At 36.2% G+C, this 13,296-nt stretch carries 15 protein-coding genes; 5 read left to right on the top strand and 10 right to left on the bottom strand.

The genetic code is table 11. The features are described from left to right. Positions 1–131 precede the first annotated feature (131 nt). The 3 genes from ACXACQ_RS19830 to ACXACQ_RS19820 all read left to right on the top strand — a co-directional run bounded on the left by ACXACQ_RS19830 (position 132) and on the right by ACXACQ_RS19820 (position 3,005). On the top strand, positions 132–638 hold the full coding sequence (locus tag ACXACQ_RS19830) for a cupin domain-containing protein (RefSeq protein WP_474977732.1): 507 nt from the start codon (positions 132–134) through the stop codon (positions 636–638). A 221-nt stretch (positions 639–859) separates the two neighbouring features. Beyond that, positions 860–1,255, top strand: coding sequence for a DUF3592 domain-containing protein (locus ACXACQ_RS19825; protein ID WP_474977731.1), 396 nt, complete (start codon positions 860–862; stop codon positions 1,253–1,255). Positions 1,256–1,403: 148 nt separating this feature from the next. Further along, positions 1,404–3,005 (top strand): NADP-dependent glyceraldehyde-3-phosphate dehydrogenase, encoded by a 1,602-nt coding sequence (locus ACXACQ_RS19820; RefSeq protein WP_474977730.1) that lies wholly within the window; start codon positions 1,404–1,406, stop codon positions 3,003–3,005. Between the two features lie 37 nt (positions 3,006–3,042). Here the strand turns inward: ACXACQ_RS19820 and ACXACQ_RS19815 are convergent, their stop codons facing one another. Further along, positions 3,043–3,636: a hypothetical protein gene (locus ACXACQ_RS19815; RefSeq protein WP_474977729.1), complete on the bottom strand. Its 594-nt coding sequence runs from the start codon at positions 3,634–3,636 to the stop codon at positions 3,043–3,045. A gap of 153 nt (positions 3,637–3,789) precedes the next feature. Further along, a complete protein-coding gene (locus tag ACXACQ_RS19810) occupies positions 3,790–4,065 on the bottom strand; it encodes a DUF3817 domain-containing protein (RefSeq protein ID WP_474977728.1) in 276 nt (91 codons plus the stop codon). 180 nt (positions 4,066–4,245) lie between these two features. Between ACXACQ_RS19810 and ACXACQ_RS19805 the strand changes: the two genes are divergently transcribed. Beyond that, positions 4,246–4,941 carry a 2'-5' RNA ligase family protein gene (locus tag ACXACQ_RS19805; protein WP_474977727.1) on the top strand — a complete coding sequence of 232 codons (696 nt, stop codon included), beginning with the start codon at positions 4,246–4,248 and terminating at the stop codon, positions 4,939–4,941. Positions 4,942–4,951: 10 nt separating this feature from the next. Here the strand turns inward: ACXACQ_RS19805 and ACXACQ_RS19800 are convergent, their stop codons facing one another. The 4 genes from ACXACQ_RS19800 to ACXACQ_RS19785 are packed head-to-tail and all read right to left on the bottom strand — an operon-like array spanning position 4,952 to position 8,049. Beyond that, positions 4,952–5,641 (bottom strand): LytR/AlgR family response regulator transcription factor, encoded by a 690-nt coding sequence (locus ACXACQ_RS19800; protein ID WP_474977726.1) that lies wholly within the window; start codon positions 5,639–5,641, stop codon positions 4,952–4,954. A 4-nt stretch (positions 5,642–5,645) separates the two neighbouring features. Continuing rightward, a complete protein-coding gene (locus tag ACXACQ_RS19795) occupies positions 5,646–6,674 on the bottom strand; it encodes a sensor histidine kinase (protein WP_474977725.1) in 1,029 nt (342 codons plus the stop codon). An 8-nt stretch (positions 6,675–6,682) separates the two neighbouring features. Further along, positions 6,683–7,327, bottom strand: coding sequence for a pirin family protein (locus tag ACXACQ_RS19790; protein ID WP_474977724.1), 645 nt, complete (start codon positions 7,325–7,327; stop codon positions 6,683–6,685). Next, positions 7,324–8,049 carry a dioxygenase family protein gene (locus ACXACQ_RS19785; protein WP_474977723.1) on the bottom strand — a complete coding sequence of 242 codons (726 nt, stop codon included), beginning with the start codon at positions 8,047–8,049 and terminating at the stop codon, positions 7,324–7,326. Before ACXACQ_RS19785 ends, ACXACQ_RS19790 begins: the two co-directional genes overlap by 4 nt. 249 nt (positions 8,050–8,298) lie before the next feature. Here ACXACQ_RS19785 and ACXACQ_RS19780 point away from each other — a divergent pair, with 249 nt between their 5' ends. After that, positions 8,299–9,453: a tetratricopeptide repeat protein gene (locus ACXACQ_RS19780; protein ID WP_474977722.1), complete on the top strand. Its 1,155-nt coding sequence runs from the start codon at positions 8,299–8,301 to the stop codon at positions 9,451–9,453. 118 nt (positions 9,454–9,571) lie between these two features. On the opposite strand, the gene ACXACQ_RS19775 is transcribed toward ACXACQ_RS19780, so the two are convergent. The 4 genes from ACXACQ_RS19775 to hemA all read right to left on the bottom strand — a co-directional run bounded on the left by ACXACQ_RS19775 (position 9,572) and on the right by hemA (position 13,010). Then, positions 9,572–9,793 carry a cold-shock protein gene (locus ACXACQ_RS19775; protein ID WP_474977721.1) on the bottom strand — a complete coding sequence of 74 codons (222 nt, stop codon included), beginning with the start codon at positions 9,791–9,793 and terminating at the stop codon, positions 9,572–9,574. A gap of 400 nt (positions 9,794–10,193) precedes the next feature. Next, on the bottom strand, positions 10,194–10,727 hold the full coding sequence (locus ACXACQ_RS19770; protein WP_474977720.1) for an ankyrin repeat domain-containing protein: 534 nt from the start codon (positions 10,725–10,727) through the stop codon (positions 10,194–10,196). After that, positions 10,657–11,763, bottom strand: coding sequence for a ferrochelatase (gene hemH, locus ACXACQ_RS19765; protein WP_474977719.1), 1,107 nt, complete (start codon positions 11,761–11,763; stop codon positions 10,657–10,659). The genes ACXACQ_RS19770 and hemH overlap by 71 nt, the downstream gene beginning before the upstream one ends. Next, positions 11,763–13,010, bottom strand: coding sequence for a glutamyl-tRNA reductase (hemA, locus tag ACXACQ_RS19760; protein ID WP_474977718.1), 1,248 nt, complete (start codon positions 13,008–13,010; stop codon positions 11,763–11,765). The genes hemH and hemA overlap by 1 nt, the downstream gene beginning before the upstream one ends. Positions 13,011–13,296 lie beyond the last annotated feature (286 nt).

Raw genomic sequence — 13,296 nt, 5'->3', positions numbered from 1 at the left:
TCATTTCAAAATTAGGATTTATAAGAGAAACATTCATCATCTATAAATCCATTTACAATTACTTTTTATGTTTACGTTACTGATTCATCGTAAGGATGAATTATTGACCTTTTAATCAAAAAAATCATATTGTGACTACACCTAAACAGAATACTATTGATGAATATGTTTCTCGCCTGAATTTGCAGCCCCATCCTGAAGGAGGGTTTTACAAAGAAACATACAGAGCTTCTACAATGCATAGTTTTGATGACTTTGAAGGAGAGAGAAATATCAGCACGGGGATTTATTTCATGCTTACTGCGGGTAATTTTTCTGCTTTTCACAGGATAAAATCAGACGAGATGTGGCATTTTTATGATGGAGATGCATTAAATATTTATGTTATTCACACTGACGGTAAATTAGAAATATTGAAGCTGGGTAGGGATATCAGCCATGGAGAGAGTCCCCAGTTGGTAGTGCCTGCAGGTGCTTGGTTTGCTTCGGAGGTGAGTGATGGTGGTGATTTTGCTTTAGTAGGGTGTACTGTATCTCCGGGGTTCGATTTTCAGGATTTTGAAATGGCTAAAGCCAATGCACTTGTTCAAGAATATCCAGATCATGAACTGATAATTAAAAAATTGACTAGAGACTAGAAATATTAAAAAGGAATTAGTACACTAATCCCTCACTTCACTATGCGGGTTTGATCTCGTCATTATCATTTTTTACATTTATACCACTCATATATTATTTAGTGGTTACTTATTTAATGAACCAGTAGGGGAGAAGCATTGTTTTTATAGAACAGTATTTACACGATAAACGGACGAGGAGTGGGCGGAGCCAGTAAATTATTCACTTAAAGCGCATTACTATGACCATCGTATTTGTTTTAATAGCAGCCGGAGCCTTTATTTTTATTTGTGGACTATTCTTTTCAGTAAGAAGCCAACGTTTGCTGAAAAACGGGGTAAAGACTAATGCGATAGTGCACGATTTTACATTTGAGAATGGTAAATATTATCCTATAGTGCATTTTACTACTTCTGATGATGATGTTTTTTTGGAAAAGTTGTCACAGGGGAGTAACCCTCCGCTATATAAAAAGGGGGATAAGATACCTATCCTTTATAGTCGTAATGATCCAGAAGATTTTTTAATAGATGATCCCTTTGCATTAGTTTGGGCTCCGAGGCTTTTAATAGCATTATCTTTAATAGTTTCTATGGTAGTGGGGTTAGATTGGCTAGGTTATGTAAACTGGTTTTAATGCTTGCATCAAGTTAGGTTATTATGTGTTAGCGTTTATTTCTTGAATATATTTTATATCTTCATTTAGTAAACTCTAAAATGGGTTTATACTGTAACCAAACCATTATAACAACAGTATTAACTATTATTAACCTAATCACATAGTTATGGAAATCAAACTAGATGAAACTCCCTCTCAGTTTCAGATAAAAGAACTTATACACCAGAAAGAATATCTGGTGGCAGGAGAACTCAAGCCCTGGAATGGAAAAACCTCAGAAATATATTCACCGGTATTCTCTGTAAATTCAAAAGGAGAATATGCACGTACGCTTTTGGGTACTATTCCGCATATGGACGAAGCCAGTGCCTTAGAATCTCTGGAGGCCGCATGCAAGGCTTATAATAAAGGACAAGGAGCATGGCCGACTATGCGCGTGGCAGACAGAATAGCATGCATGGAGAAGTTTGCAGAGCAAATGAAAGAGAAGCGTGAAGAGGTGGTAAAACTCTTAATGTGGGAGATCGGAAAGAGCTTGCCTGATTCAGAAAAAGAATTTGATAGAACGGTTGATTATATCTATGATACAATTGAAGACTATAAACAACTTGATCGTGATAGCGCTAAATTTCATAAGCACCAAGGCGTGCATGCGCATATTAGAAGAGGCCCTTTAGGGGTGGTATTGTGTTTGGGACCTTATAATTACCCGCTAAACGAAACCTTTGCCTTGTTAATTCCTGCATTGATTATGGGAAATACGGCAATTTTTAAACCTGCTAAGCACGGAGTACTTTTGATAACTCCCCTGCTAGAGGCTTTTAGAAATAGTTTCCCTGAAGGTGTTGTCAACGTTATTTTTGGTCGTGGTAGAGAAGTAGCTGCACCAATAATGAAAACGGGTAAAGTAGATGTACTTGCCCTTATTGGTAATAGTAAGTCTGCTATAGCTTTGCAAGACCAGCATCCTTTTAAAAATAGGTTGAGATTGGTGCTTGGTTTAGAAGCTAAAAACCCTGCTATTATATTGCCAGATGCAGATTTAGATCTTACTATAGAGGAGTGCTTGGCGGGTACCTTATCTTTTAACGGACAGCGTTGTACTGCATTGAAAATCATATATGTGCACGAAGATATTGCTGAGGAATTTAATGCTCGCCTGTCTAAAAGGGTAGATGCTTTAAAATTTGGTAACCCGTGGGAGTCGGGAGTGAAGCTGACGCCACTTCCAGAGCCTGAAAAGCCTGCATATATTCAGGGGCTTATAGATGATGCAATAGCGAAAGGAGCTAAAGTGATTAATGAAAAAGGTGGTGAAACAACTGAAAATTATATTTTCCCTGCGGTGTTGTTTCCTGTGAGCAAGGATATGAGGGTTTATGAAGAAGAGCAATTTGGCCCAGTGATACCTGTGCTTACCTTTAAAGAAATAGAAGAGCCATTAGATGATATGGCAGATTCGAATTATGGCCAGCAAGTAAGTCTATTTGGTAAAGATATAAAAACCATAGCGCCTCTTATTGATACTCTTGTTAACCTCGTTTGTAGAGTTAACTTAAATAGTTCATGCCAAAGAGGTCCGGATGTTTACCCTTTCACGGGGCGTAAAGATTCTGCTGTAAGCACTTTGAGTGTGCACGATGCATTGCGCTCTTTTTCTATACGTACTTTTGTAGCTTCTAAAGACAACGAGTACAACAATGAGATTCTAAGAGAGTTACTGCAGAGCAGGGAATCAAACTTTGTAAGTACGGATTATATCCTTTAAAATAGGAAAGGGATTCATTTATAATGAATCCCTTTTTTTATGATTCTCTAGCTCCTTCTCGCACTAATATTAAGATCTTATTGGTTTTTCCTTTTTTGTATCTCGATGGTACTTCATCAATACCCACAACTTTAAAAGCATCTATTTTTAATCCATTTCTCAAGATTTTAATAAATATGCTACCATTTACTTCAACTACCTCCATCTGATTGGTTATAGTATAATATGATCTGTTCGTTTTTGCGTTGCAAAGTGACAAGTCTGACCATACAAATTGGGCATCGGCTACCATATTCCACTCTATGAATTTGCAACATTGAAGCGATGTATAGTTCTTGCTCTCTATCTGGTGCATTTTTATTGTATCGCGGCTGTAGTAACGGTCGTTTTCATTACAGGCTACATATAGGTAGCTTTTAGAAATGTTTTCAATATTGTTTTCTACAAAATTTCTTATTTTTTCTAGTTTGGCCTCTTTGGCTCGTATTTCGTAACCGTCTTCACTTTCAAAACTTGAGTTGTGAATGCTAGCGATACCTGTGGCACGCGTTTCTAAATATGCGAGCTGCTGTGCAGTAGTATTATGATTTAATATTATAATACTGAATATTATGAGTAAATATGTTTTCATTGGACTTATATTTTATTGGGTTGATTGATATAAGATATAAGTGCCAATACTTTGCCATGCCTCATATTAGTCGGTTACTGCCGCCTAATGCATTGTTTTAAAGCTAAACCGTGTAATTAATTCCTCAGAGTAAGGAATATCATGGTGTTGATGTCAGCTTTTAAAGTATTTTTTATCGGCATAGAAAGTGCCAAAAGGTATTACGCTGGCTATACCTGCGATTAAAAGAGTTTTAAATTTCCAGCTATAGCTGATGCCTACGTAGAGCAGTAGTCCGATGTAGGCTAAGAATAGCAGGCCATGAGCCATTCCTACATGCTTTACGGCCATAGGCATATCCATGAAATATTTTAATGGCATGGCTATAAACAGTAAGATAAGTAATGAGAGTCCTTCCAGAAGTGCGATTAGTCGAAGTGCTTTTAACATTTTTTTTAAGCAAAAATATACCCTCTGCATTAACTATATAGTATTTGTCAGTTTTATTTCTAGAATATTTGTCGAAAAACATAAGTCCAGTAAGGAGTTAAAAACAATAATATTGTCATTTTTGTCGGTATGTGGGCGAGCCTTTTAAAGTATGTTTAAAGGTTTGGAAAAGTAAAGACAATGAACAATAGGGATAGAAGCATTGCAGGTCATTATAATTCCATGTATGATAATGCAGTAAACAGAATAGCTAATGGTGAGTATGGGATGGATACATTGCTTTCGCACCCAGAAAAGGATAATAGAAGAGGGCTGACACTATTGGCCAGGTTTGGAAGCGAAGAAAAGACTAAGGTCAATGCGTTTCTGGAAGATATTGCTAAAAGTGAGCCTGATCAATATTATTACCCTTCCTCAGATTTTCATATAACCGTGATGTCCATTATTTCAGCGTATGAAGGATTTCAATTATATGATGTCAATATTCATGAATATATTGCTGAAGTGCAGGCATGTTTATCAGGTATAAAAAGCTTTGATGTGGAATTGCATGGAGTCACTGCATCTTCATCTTGCGTATTATTGCAGGGGTTTCCTGATGCTACGTTGAATATGCTGAGAGATCGGCTAAGGCAACATTTTAGATCGCTATCGTTACAGCAAAGCATAGATAAACGTTACGAAATTACTACAGCACATTCTACAGTTATTCGATTTTGTAAACCTTTACAAAACAGCCAATTATTATTGAAGAAGCTAGAGCAATACCGAAATGTTGATTTCGGATTGTTAAAAGTAAAATGTATAGAGCTTGTGTATAATGATTGGTATCAGCGTGCTGAAAATACCACTTTACTACATACTTTTAATTTGTAACCTTTTCTCTTTAGGGTGTTTTGTTTGTCCTTTCTTCAAACAGCTTTTTGTAAGAATTGCTGATGGGGATTAGCTGTTCATTTATAGTCACTGATTTGACGCTTGTACTTGTTATATATTGTAAATTAATTATATAAGAGCGGTGAATTCTAACGAAATCTGTACTTAGTATTTCTTCAATACTTTTCATAGTCATGCGAGAAGTGATGGCTGCACCCACATGAAGGTGAATGCGAATGTAGTCAGCCAAGCTTTCGATAAATAATATGTTGTTAAGGTAGATTTTATGCTGGTTATAGTCTGCCTTGATCATAATGAACTTCTCCTTAGACTTCGATAGCTGCAATTGATCTTTAGCTTTCTGCATGGCCTGTTCGAATCTTGAAAAACTGTATGGCTTCAGTAGATAATCTATAGCATTTAAGTTAAAGCCCTCAATAGCATACTCGCTATGAGCAGTGGTGAAAACCACCATGATGCTGTCCTTTAAGTTTTTATAAAAATCTATGCCCGAGACGGATGGCATGTGTATGTCTAAAAACAAAAGGTCTATGTCTGTGGCGGTGCTAAGGAATTGTAAGGCTTCCTGTGTTTTGTTAAATACCCTAACCAGTTGAACTTGAGATGATCTTTCGCAGTAGTTCTGTATTATTTCTAACGGCAGAGGCTCATCGTCCAGAGCGATAGCTTTTATCATCATATCATCAATATTTAATTGCTAAATCAACTTTAAACGAATCATCTTTATCTTCTATCGTTAAAGTATGATCTTCTTTATAGATTAACTCTAATCGGCTAATGGTATTTGCAAGGCCAGTGTTACTTTTCTCAAACTCTTCTAAGTGTTTTACAACTTTATTGTTGGTGACATTCATAGTTAACTGATTGGGCATTATACTAATGGCTATAATTATAACACTTTTTTCGTCTGGGTTTACGCCATGTTTAAATGCATTTTCAATAAATGGAAGTAGAGTAAGAGGAGCAATTTGTTGCTTTTCTATGGTGCCACTAATGATATAATTAATTACTACGTGTTCATTTATGCGCATTTTCTGAAGTTCAATATAGTCATTAATGCTGTCTATCTCTTTGTGTAATGGCACAAGCTTTTCTTTGGTCTCGGTAACGGCATATCTCATCAAGCCTGATAGTTTCAGTAGAGCGTCAGCAGTTGAGTTAGATTTGTCCTTAAGAGCCAAGGCATAGATGTTATTCAGTGTATTAAAAAGAAAATGAGGATTGATTTGAGCTTTAAGTGAGTTCAATTCGGCATTATGGTGTGCGTTTTCAGTGATTCTTAGTCTATCGCTGGTTTTTAATAGTACAGAAAATAGCATTACGGTAATGTACATAAAAATGTGATGGTTGATCATTACAATGAAATTGGGCTCATCGTGAGGCCTGAAAAATGACCTTTCGGGCATTGGCGGGGGAGGAGATAGATGATGCGTAAGCCAAGAGGGGAGCAAGGAAATAACCACTAGGCCCACAAGCATAAAAAGCGCATATTGATAATAATGTTTATTGAAAAAATACTGAGGGATGAGATAATAATAATTGAAATAAAAGAACATAAGAATAAAGAAGTTACCCGTGAAATCACGGATAGGAGGTCGTGATCCGAATAAAAACGTATTTCCCGGAGGGTGAGGGTAGATGAGTAGCGGAATAATTAAAAACGCTAGGCTGCCCAAAATATGAATAAGGATGAGCTTATTTCTCTTTGTCATGGTTAATACTACAAATTCATAATAAGAATAATAGCATTATCTGATAAAGCTTCGAATTCTAAAGTCTCAGTATTACTTATTGATAGGCAATCTCTTCTTTCTAAAAGCTTATTGTCAACTTCAAATGCTCCTTCTATAATTAAGATAAATAAATTATTGCTCTTAGTGGTTAATGAGCCTTCGTGTCTTCCATTATAAATGCCTATTTGCACATCTTTTTGCTCATCATTGGCACTGATATTTTGAAGTTGATTCTTTATGTTAAAGTCAAATGAAGTTGATGTGGTATCGCAAAATATTTCTGATTCTAACACTAAAAAATTAATGTAATGTTCATTAAAAGGGTTTTTTAGGTGCAACACTGAAGAGTTAGAATGCAATACCTCTTCAACATTAAGTATAAAGGCGTTGTTTTCTATTATACGCAGGTGCCCCGCTAGTGGAATTACAATTTTGTAATATTGAGATTCGATATTTAATTCTTCCTGAGGAGAAAGTAATACATCGTTAACTGCCATTAAACTTGAAAAAGGCCCTTTTCCTTCTTGAGCATAATTTTTATAGTTGAGGGTATGATAAGCTTCATACCCTTTTTCTATAGAATGTCCTCTTTGCGCAGCCAAGTATATTCTAGATGTTTTCTCAGCTATCATGCGCTTACAATAATGGAGTGAGATAATGTAAACCCATCATTTATACTGCCCGATATACTACTTAGCTCTTGTGCTACGCCATCAGAAAATACATTGTCATTAGCGTTATAAGTATAACCATTCATGCCTTTGGTGTATCCATTTTCGCTGCTATTGTTAACTTGATTAACTGCGCTGTCATCTCCTTCCGGAAAAGCAATTTGTGTTACTAAGAGAGATTTTCCCGTAGCATCATAAATATGTACGTGTATATGTGTGGCTCGGCTCATGTACCAGCCGGGAAATATGGTTTTAAAAGCTACCATGCCACTGCTATTGGTTACTTGACGCCCTCTAAGAAAGTGTACTCCACTGTAATCAGTGCTTTGCATAGGAGTACCTCCATACTCAGAATAATTTCCGTCTTTATCACAATGCCAAACATCTACTATGGCACCTTCTAAGGCCGCGCAGTTAGTATTGGCGTCTAAAATTTGGATGTCCATATCCATGCTTATGCCTGTTCTGTCACTAGTAATATCAATTCTGGTTAGTGAGTCAGGGTCTTTTGTGGGGAATGGGCCTTCTGTTTCGCTAGGGGTAACAGCACAATCCGAATCGGAGCCAGAGTCATTATCTCCAGTGTCTCCGCCAGCAACAGGATCGTCATCGCTACATCTGGTAAAAAAAGGTATCATTAAACCTGCTACGCCTAAACTTTTAAGAAACTGTTTTCTTTCCATGGTAATTCATTTGATTTGTGGATTTACTGAAAATACGCATTTGTGTATCCTATTTGTATAAGAGCTGTTGACTATGCGATGAATGATGCCGTTTTTGCGATGAGTGCTAATGAGGATTGAAATAATAGGGTTTTCAAGACAAAGTGCCTATTCAATGCAACTTTCATTTTGTTCTTCTTGTTGCCGAGTTATCTAATTATGAATAGAGTCTTATTGATCTTTTTATTGACACTAGCTTTTATAAAGGTTATGAAAGCGCAGTCGCCTACAACAGCCGCAGAAGTGTATGACTTGGCTATGGATGCATTTACTCAGCGTGATTATCATAGCTCCGTAGAATTTTTCTCTGACTTGTTGAAGCAAAAAGGAAATTCATCGGAAGCTTATTACTATAGAGGACAGTCTTATTATCAGATGAAAAACAATCATGCTGCTCTGTTGGATTTTAGCATGGCTGTAAAACTTAAGGCTAACTATAGTGAAGCTATTTTTTCGAAAGCCATACTGGAGTTTCAATTAGGGATGTATGAAGAGGCGCAGAAAGATTTTTGGAGGATTTTGGATTTGCCTGTGCAGGAGACTAAAGCCATTTATTACCGACTAGGTAGTGCTGGTGTAGATAAGGTTTTTACAGTTGCTAAAAATCAAAATGCTGCTATTTATGATTATTTGGGTCGATGTGCTCTTGCTCAGACAAAATTTGATTTGAGTTTAATGTATTTTAATGAAGCCCTTCAGCTCGACAGTCTAAATTCAACTTATTTGGTGCATAAAGGAGATCTTTTCTATGAAATGGACAGTTTGGAAAGAGCCGAAAAGCTGTATAATCAGGTTATAACTAAAGGAGGAGATGATGGAGAGGTGTTTTTTAAGCTGGCGCTCGTGGCTCATCATAAAGGAGATACATTAAAGAGTAAAATGTATTATGAAAAGGCCCTTGGCGAAAGCCCTGATTTACTTGAGGTATATAAGCAGAGAGGGTATGAATATTTAAAACATAAGCAGTGGCAGTTAGCGTTATCAGACTTTGATCATGCTCTTCGATATGATTCATTAGATGCTGGTGTTTGGTTAAATAAAGGTATTGTGCTTTATAAATTACAAAGAAATGAGGCTGCGCTAATGGCTATAGAAAAGGCTGTTAATCTAGAGCCGGGAAATGAAAAGGCGTATGTAAACAGGGGCAATGTTAGGTATGCAATGGGGGAGTATAGAAATGCTATTGCCGATTATGATTTGGCCATATTATTCAAATCTGATTATGCTATAGCGTATTACCAAAAAGGTGTTGCTTATTATAAAATAGGAGAAAAAGAAAGGGCTTGTAGCAATTTGGCTGTGGCTACTTCAGAGGGCTTTGAGGCGGGTAAGACTGTATTTGAAAAAGTGTGTGAAAATAAATAAGGGCATAACATGTATCAAATAGGATACTTTATGCCCTCGGGTTAATTTTATAATACATCATAATGGTCATCTGCTATATTTACTCATCGAAGATAAACTTCGCAGATGGTTTTGAAGGTTAAGCCTCACTTTTTACTTCATCCTCAATTTTTTCATCCATTTCAGATGGAGGAGTAGTTACAATATTGCCAAACTCATCAACGTATGCAAGCATTTCATCTAGCCCGCCACCGGTAGAGTTTTCTCTGCGCTCCATTTTGCGCTGCATTTTTTCTTCTTTCTTCTTCTGTTTCTTTTTTTCTTTCTGTTTTTTAATAAAGCTATTTTGAGATCGTCCCATATATTATTGTTTAGTTATAAATTTATTTAATGCTGTACTTGGGAATTGTTGCCAGGAATTATGAACGTGAGATATTATGTTCACATTAACTCAAGTTACTGAGTTGGCATAATTTGATGGTAGAACACTGTACAGTATTCTGGTAATTGATAAAATAAAGAACTATGAATCAGGATAAAAAGTGTGGTTGTGATATGCGTGATTAATGCTTTTTCTACCCCGATATTTTACTAAGTTAAGACTTTATTATGGTATTACCTACTTATAGTTGATCTTATCCTTAAATTGATATTATAATTTGGTATTATGTTGGATTAGTTCAATTAATGCGTTGATTTTTACTTCCATGTTAAGGTATTGAAAACAACAGGTTGCCTATAGGAGGCAACCCATTGTTGGTTTATTGATGGGGCAATAAAATACTTAACATTTTTGATTTTCTCTCAATTTGAGCGTAGTCAATTGGAGAGTTTCCATGTATATCTTTAAGCTGCGGGTTAGCTCCATTATCTATTAATAATTGAGCTATTTTTTCGTGGTCAAAAGTTACCGCTAAAGTAAGTGCCGTAGCTCCGTTTTTATTTTGTAAGTCTAATAGAGAGCCCGCGGTTATTAACTTATCTACTAACAGCTCAGAGCCCTTAAATGTAGCTACCATAGTAGCGGTATTTCCTTCACTATCCTGAAAGTTAGTGTCTACTCCATTAGCAATTAAAAGATCAACAACTTCCATTTTTTGATTATAAATAGCCAGTTGCAAAGGGCTAAAGCCTTTATGATCAAAACAATTGATAGTATCAGCTTTCAATGCAATCAGTGCTTTCACCTGATCGATATTCCCTATTCTGCAAGCATCAAAAATATTAACTCCCGACTGCGAAAACGTTAGTGTGGAAGTTATGCAAAGTGCTAGCGCCAGTACCAATTTTTTCATTGTGTATGAGTTTGTCATTAATGATTTCGTAAACAGCCTGAGCCCACTGTTCATCAGCATTCAAGCTTTCGGTATAGTTAAATTCTTGCCCTCCATTTTCTAAAAATAGGTCCTTATATTCTTCGCCTATTTCTAACGTTGTTTCAAGGCAGTCTGCCACAAAGGAGGGTGATACCACAAGTAGTTTTTTAGTGCCAAGTTTTGTTAAATGCAAAATAGTATCATCAGTATATGGTTTTATCCACGGATCTTTGCCTAGGCGACTTTGAAATGACGTGCTGAATTTGGTAAATGGTATGCCTATTTTTTGGGCAATTAGCTCACTGGTTTTAAAGCATGCCGATCTATAGCAATAGGGTTTATTTACAGCCTTATGTCCGCAACCGCAATTGGGCCAGCCGCATTGGCTTTCATTTTCCTTTTGCATATTAAGCAAATGTCTTTCTGGTAAGCCATGGTAGCTAAATAATACATGATCGGGCTGAAAAGAAACCATGTCTTTTCTCAATTTATTAGCAAAGGCATTGATATACCTATCGTCTTGATGATATGAATTGATAAAGTCAATGGAGGGTATTACATTCCATTGAGAAGTGATTCTCATAACTTCTTCAATCACTGAGCCAGTAGTGGCAGAGGCATATTGAGGAAATAGCGGAAATACAATAATATTTTCTACTCCTTGCTGTTGTAGTTCAGTAAGAGCCAATTTGATGGATGGATTTTGATATCTCATAGCCAGTTTCACGATCACATCATCATTGAATTTATACTTCAATTTTCTTACTAATTCTTTGCCATATACCAATAGTGGTGAGCCATCTTTTAGCCATAGTTTCTGGTATTCTTTGGCTACTTTCCTTGCTCTAAATGGTACTATTATGCCTCTCACTAGCAGGTTTCTTTTTACAGCAGGTAAATCTATCACTCTGCCATCGGTAAGAAATTCAGTGAGGTATTTTTTCACATCTCTAACTTTTGGTGAGTCGGGAGTGCCAAGGTTCACTACCAAAATGCCAGTCTTTTGCTTCTTCATTAGTAATACGTTTTAGAGGTAAATGCCTTTTCAATTAATTCCATATGATTGTCTGCCAGTTCATCATAATGGGGATGATTCATCATTACCGCTGGTTTTTTTACCATTTTTTGAGCTATTACATCAGTTAGGCTCAGGATTTCGCTAGCAGATAAATTGGTGTTGAGCTGTAGCACCTCTTCTATAGTGGCTGCCGTCTGGGCTTTGTAGGTGTTTAAAAAAGTCCTTACTTTACTTTTATCAAACCATTCTTTAAGCTGTTTCATTTCATCAAGAATGATTAACTCTGCCTTCCAAATCGCTTTTTTCCTTTTTTTATCCGTGATTTCAATCTGCTCGGTTACGTGATCCAAGTTGTATAATGAAATATTTTCATCGTTGCCAACGGAGTCCGCCACATTAGACGGTAAGCTAAGGTCTATGATCACCTTTTTATTATCAGATGCCACTTGGTGGATGAGGTGTTTTCTATTACTTACTGCTGTTATAATAGCATCAAATGGAGCTAAATCATTGGCTTCCACTTGCTGCCAAGGGTAAATTTTTAAACCATATTCTTTAGCCAGGTTATTGGCTTTTTCATGAGTTCTATTACTAATATAAACTTCTTTAAAATTGAATTTGATCAGGTATTTTAAAGTTTCAGTGGCAATGTCACCAGCTCCAACTATAAGTAGTCGCTTTTCTGATAAATGCGATTTTCCAAACTGGTTTTCAATAATTTTTAATGCTCTGTAAGCGGTACTGCGACTTCCATTTCTAAATGCAGATTCATTAGATATCCTTTTATGACTTTTAAATACTGCTTGTAAGGTACGCTCTAATAAGGAGCCTTGTTGACCTGCATGTACCGCTTGTTGATAAGCTTTTTTTATTTGATTTAATATTTGCTGATCACCTACTACGGCTGACTTTAAACCATTGGCTACTTTTAATAAGTGATGAGCAGTGTCCGTGGTTGTATTATTGATGTGGAACAATGGCGCGGCTTCTTGTACGGGCACATTGGGAGTTAAATTTTTTATAACAAAATCACGAATCTCACTGGCATTAGTAGTAGATGACTCCACGTATACTTCCATTCTGTTGCAAGTACTCAGAAACATTAAGCCAGAAACATCAGTATAATGAGCCTTTATCAGCTCAGTTAGATCACTAGCCCGATTATCTGAAATGTGATAACTTTCTCGTTGCTGTAAGTTGGCCGTAGTATGAGAGATACTTATATATCGTAATAATTTTGTCATATCAACAGGTAATGTTTAAAAGTCCTAACTCATATGATATTTACCTAGTGGTTAAGGAGCTGTGTTAAAGCAAAAAATGGTACTGATCATTTTGCTTATGCTACAAATGTTGTAGGTTTGGTTTTATTTATCAAATTGATAAATTATATGATGTTATTTAAAAAATAAATAACTGGTAAGTCTATAATGGTAGGGCTCTTAAATCTTTTGATTATCAGTTTTTTACTGAATGAGATTGAGGTCTAATTAGATTATTGAATTTATCTATAGGGGATAGATTAAACCA

It is taken from the genome of Fulvivirga sp. AWR4_260 (genome assembly GCF_056158185.1).
This window is presented reverse-complemented; position numbering and strand designations above follow the sequence as displayed.

Coding starts and splice junctions, on each gene's coding strand:
- ACXACQ_RS19805 (WP_474977727.1), top strand. CDS start 4,246: ATGAACAATAGGGATAGAAGCATTGCAGGTCATTATAATTCCATGTAT.
- ACXACQ_RS19770 (WP_474977720.1), bottom strand. CDS start 10,727: ATGAAAAAATTGGTACTGGCGCTAGCACTTTGCATAACTTCCACACTA.
- ACXACQ_RS19780 (WP_474977722.1), top strand. CDS start 8,299: ATGAAAGCGCAGTCGCCTACAACAGCCGCAGAAGTGTATGACTTGGCT.
- ACXACQ_RS19820 (WP_474977730.1), top strand. CDS start 1,404: ATGGAAATCAAACTAGATGAAACTCCCTCTCAGTTTCAGATAAAAGAA.
- hemH (WP_474977719.1), bottom strand. CDS start 11,763: ATGAAGAAGCAAAAGACTGGCATTTTGGTAGTGAACCTTGGCACTCCC.
- ACXACQ_RS19825 (WP_474977731.1), top strand. CDS start 860: ATGACCATCGTATTTGTTTTAATAGCAGCCGGAGCCTTTATTTTTATT.
- ACXACQ_RS19810 (WP_474977728.1), bottom strand. CDS start 4,065: ATGTTAAAAGCACTTCGACTAATCGCACTTCTGGAAGGACTCTCATTA.
- ACXACQ_RS19775 (WP_474977721.1), bottom strand. CDS start 9,793: ATGGGACGATCTCAAAATAGCTTTATTAAAAAACAGAAAGAAAAAAAG.
- ACXACQ_RS19790 (WP_474977724.1), bottom strand. CDS start 7,327: ATGATAGCTGAGAAAACATCTAGAATATACTTGGCTGCGCAAAGAGGA.
- hemA (WP_474977718.1), bottom strand. CDS start 13,010: ATGACAAAATTATTACGATATATAAGTATCTCTCATACTACGGCCAAC.
- ACXACQ_RS19785 (WP_474977723.1), bottom strand. CDS start 8,049: ATGGAAAGAAAACAGTTTCTTAAAAGTTTAGGCGTAGCAGGTTTAATG.
- ACXACQ_RS19815 (WP_474977729.1), bottom strand. CDS start 3,636: ATGAAAACATATTTACTCATAATATTCAGTATTATAATATTAAATCAT.
- ACXACQ_RS19800 (WP_474977726.1), bottom strand. CDS start 5,641: ATGATGATAAAAGCTATCGCTCTGGACGATGAGCCTCTGCCGTTAGAA.
- ACXACQ_RS19795 (WP_474977725.1), bottom strand. CDS start 6,674: ATGACAAAGAGAAATAAGCTCATCCTTATTCATATTTTGGGCAGCCTA.